This is a genomic window from Fretibacterium sp., assembly GCF_057312375.1.
This window is the reverse complement of the sequence record NZ_DBHLDX010000107.1, coordinates 1-3,536: the sequence shown is the minus strand read 5'-3', so window position 1 is coordinate 3,536 and position 3,536 is coordinate 1. Positions and strand designations below refer to the sequence as shown.

Here is a 3,536-nt window from a genome sequence, read left to right as displayed (position 1 = left end):
CCCAGCTCGATCAACTCGCGAAGGAAGGGGGGGAAAGGGCGCGCCGCCCAGGACTGACCGCGCGTCCGGTTCGTTACCATCCCCGTCTCCATATCGACCTCCAGCTCATCGCCTTTCTGCGTAGCCTCGGCGGCTTCAGGACACTCGAAGATGGGCAGCCCAACGTTGATGGCGTTGCGGAAGAAGATGCGGGCGAACGACGCGGCGACCACGCAGGAAACCCCAGAGCCCAGCAGGGCCAGGGGCGCGTGTTCGCGGCTCGAACCGCAGCCGAAGTTGGACCCGGCAACCATCACGTCCCCCTTCCGCACGGCCCCCGCGAACGAGGCGTCGATGTCCTCCATGCAGTGAGGGGCCAGCTCTTCCGGCACGCTCGTGGAGAGATAGCGCGCCGGGATGATGACGTCCGTATCGATGTTGTCGCCGTACTTCCAAACCGTGCCCTTCAGCGTCGTGTTCATGATCTTCCTCCTCACGCGATTTCTCGGGGGTCCGCGACGCGCCCCATCACGGCGCTGGCCGCGGCCACCATCGGACCGGCAAGCACAATCTCGCTTTTGGGGCTGCCCATCCGCCCCACGAAATTGCGGTTGCTGGTTGAAACGCAGCGCTCGCCCGCCGCCAGAATACCCATGTGCCCGCCCAAACACGGGCCGCAGGTAGGCGTGCTGATCACCGCCCCCGCCTCCGTCAATATCCTGAAGTAGCCCCGTTCCAGACAGGTGTTGTAGACCTCGTAGGAGGCCGGTATGACGATGAGGCGCACCCGGTCGTGAACGCGGCGCCCCTTGAGGACGCTCACCGCCTGCTCGATATCCGAAACGCGGCCGTTGGTGCAGGAGCCGATAAACACCTGGTCTACCGTCTTATCTCCGCACTCCTTGGCCGGTCGGACGTTCTCCGGCAGATGAGGCAGCGCCACGAGCGGCTCCAGTGCACCCAGGTCCACCGTCATGCTCCTGGCATATCGGGCCCCCTCGTCGGGGTACAGGGGATGAAAGTCACGCTTCGCCCTGCCCTCAACGTAGTCGAGGGTCACGGCGTCCGGAACGAAGAGGCCGGCCTTCCCCCCCGCCTCGATGGCCATGTTCGCGACGGTCATGCGCGCGTCCATCGAAAGGCTCGCGCGCCCAGGCCCGCAGAACTCGAACGCCATGTATCGGGCCCCCTCGACGCCCGTCTTAGCGATGATCGAGAGGATCACGTCCTTTCCGCCGGTCCACGGAGAGAGCGTTCCCTCCAGGGCGACGCGGTAGGTTTCCGGGACCCTCAGCCAGGTCCGTCCCAGGGCCCAGGCCCCAGCCAGGTCCGTCGAGCCCACCCCCGTGGCCAGTGCCCCCAGGGCCCCGCCCGTACAGGTGTGACTATCGGCGCCCAGGATGATCTCGCCCGGCAGGATATACCCCTGCTCCGGAAGGAACGCGTGCTCCACGCCAACCCGGCCGACCTCCCAGTAGAGCAGGCCCTGCTCGCGTGCAAAGGTCCGCCCGATCACGGCCTGTTCGGCCGAGGCAATGTCCCGGTTGGGCGTGAAGTGGTCGGGAAGGATGGCACAGCGCTCGACGTCAAAGACCTTCTGAGCCCCCATCCTGCGGAACTCCCGGATAGCCGGGGGTGCGGTGATGTCGTTGGCAAAGGCGAAGTCCACGCCGACCCCGCAGATATTGCCCGCTTCGACCGGGTCCTTCGTGTGAGCGGCAATGATGGCCTCCGCCAGAGTGTATGATTTCATGTTCTGCCTCCTCGTGGATTGATCTCCTCTACTCTTTCGCCTTTGCGTGGCCTTTCGCCTTTTTCTGCAGCTCCACTCCCTTGGCCGCGGCCAGGACGTACAGCCGATTGACCGCGTGGATCAGGGCCTTGATGGCGGACTCGACGATGTCCGTGCTGACGCCCCTGCCGGGGGCGACGATATCGCCCGACCGCAGTGTGACCATCGCCTCTCCCATGGCATCCGAGTGGTCGCTGGTGGCGTTGATGCCGAACGCGATCAGTTCGGGCTCCAGCTCAATGGTGCGCCAGATGGCGCGATAGGCCGCGTCCACCGGGCCGTTGCCCGTCGCCGCGTCGCTGATCTCCCCTTCGTCGCTCGCCAGTGTCACTACCGCAAGGGCAGGCCCCTCTCCCGTCTTGACGGAGTAGCGCTTCAGCTCGTAACGGTTCTGTTGGCCCTTCAGGAGGATATCGTCAGCGATCAGAGCGGCGATATCCCCATCCGTCACGTTCTTTTTGGTGTCACAGAGCTTCTTGAAGAGGCTGAAAGCCGTTTGGACCTGCTCGGGTGTCAGGGCGTAACCCAGGTGCTCGATACGGTCGACGAAGGCGTGGCGTCCCGAGTGCTTGCCCAGCACCAGCTCGGTTCCGGAGGCTCCAACGTCCTCCGGTTTCATGATCTCGTAGGTCAGAGGGTTGTTCATCACGCCGTGCTGGTGGATACCTGCCTGATGGGCGAAGGCATTGGCCCCCACGATGGCCTTGTTCGGCGGAACGACGACGCCGGAGAGGCGTGAAACGAGGGAGCTGACCGAGTGCAGCTTCGTGGTGTCCAGCCCGATCTCCAGCCCGTAGCAATCCCGGCGCGTCTTGAGCGCCATGACGATCTCCTCGAGGGAGGCGTTGCCGGCACGCTCCCCCAAGCCGTTGATGGTACATTCCGCCTGGCGGGCCCCGGCACGGATGGCCGCCAGGGTATTGGCCACGGCCAAGCCCAGATCATCGTGGCAGTGGACGGAGTAGACCACATCGTCGGGCGCTCCGACCCCCTCCATGATCGCCCTGCAGAAGTTGTAGAACGTTTCGGGCGTCGCGTAGCCGACGGTATCCGGGATGTTCAGCGTCGTGGCTCCTGCTGCAACCGCCGTTTTGAAGACCTCGATCAGGAAGGGCAATTCGGAGCGGCTCGCGTCCTCGGCGGAGAACTCCACGTCTTCGACGAGCCCGGCGGCCAGAGAAACGCCGAACCGAACCTCTTTAAGGACCTCATCAGGCGTCAGCCGCAGCTTATCCTTCATGTGGATGGGGCTCGTCGCGATGAAGGTGTGGATGCGCCGCCGGGGAGCGTCCTTCACGGCCTCATAACAGCTCCGTATGTCGTTCTCCTTCGTGCGGGCCAGACCTGCGACGACAGGCCCCTGGACCTCCTTCGCTATGGTGCGGACGCACTCGAAGTCGCCTGGGGAGGCCGCCGGAAAACCGGCCTCGATGACGTCCACCCCAAGCCGGGCCAGCCGTTGAGCGATCTGAAGTTTCTCCGTAACGTTCAGGTTCCCTCCTGCGGCTTGCTCTCCGTCCCGCAACGTCGTGTCGAAGATCCATACCCTGTCCTTATCCCGCATCCTATTTTCTCCTCCTTATCGTTCCCCGCATCCCCGAACGAGGTTCTTCCTCTTCCGTAAAACGGGAAAGCCAACGACAAGAAAGCGGAGTCCGCTCAGGCGGACTCCGCTTTCTTCTCTCACACCGCTCGGATTTTCAGCTCAAACACCGAGAGGCGCCGATCCAGAAAAAAGGGGATCCGCGAGAGCGAAAAGTCCGAG

Annotated in this window: 3 protein-coding genes; all 3 read right to left on the bottom strand. The window is 64.0% G+C overall.

Annotated elements, in window-relative coordinates:
• On the bottom strand, positions 1-461 hold a 461-nt coding region (locus ACO41U_RS10125; RefSeq protein WP_485943685.1), incomplete at its 3' end, for a 3-isopropylmalate dehydratase small subunit.
• Between the two features lie 11 nt (positions 462-472).
• Positions 473-1,732 (bottom strand): 3-isopropylmalate dehydratase large subunit, encoded by a 1,260-nt coding sequence (locus ACO41U_RS10120; RefSeq protein WP_485943683.1) that lies wholly within the window; start codon positions 1,730-1,732, stop codon positions 473-475.
• A 28-nt stretch (positions 1,733-1,760) separates the two neighbouring features.
• Positions 1,761-3,335: a 2-isopropylmalate synthase gene (locus tag ACO41U_RS10115; RefSeq protein ID WP_485943681.1), complete on the bottom strand. Its 1,575-nt coding sequence runs from the start codon at positions 3,333-3,335 to the stop codon at positions 1,761-1,763.
• Positions 3,336-3,536: the final 201 nt, after the last annotated feature.

Bases quoted from the DNA above. Each gene is read 5' to 3' on its own strand.
- ACO41U_RS10120 (WP_485943683.1), bottom strand. From the start codon at position 1,732: ATGAAATCATACACTCTGGCGGAGGCCATCATTGCCGCTCACACGAAG.
- ACO41U_RS10115 (WP_485943681.1), bottom strand. From the start codon at position 3,335: ATGCGGGATAAGGACAGGGTATGGATCTTCGACACGACGTTGCGGGAC.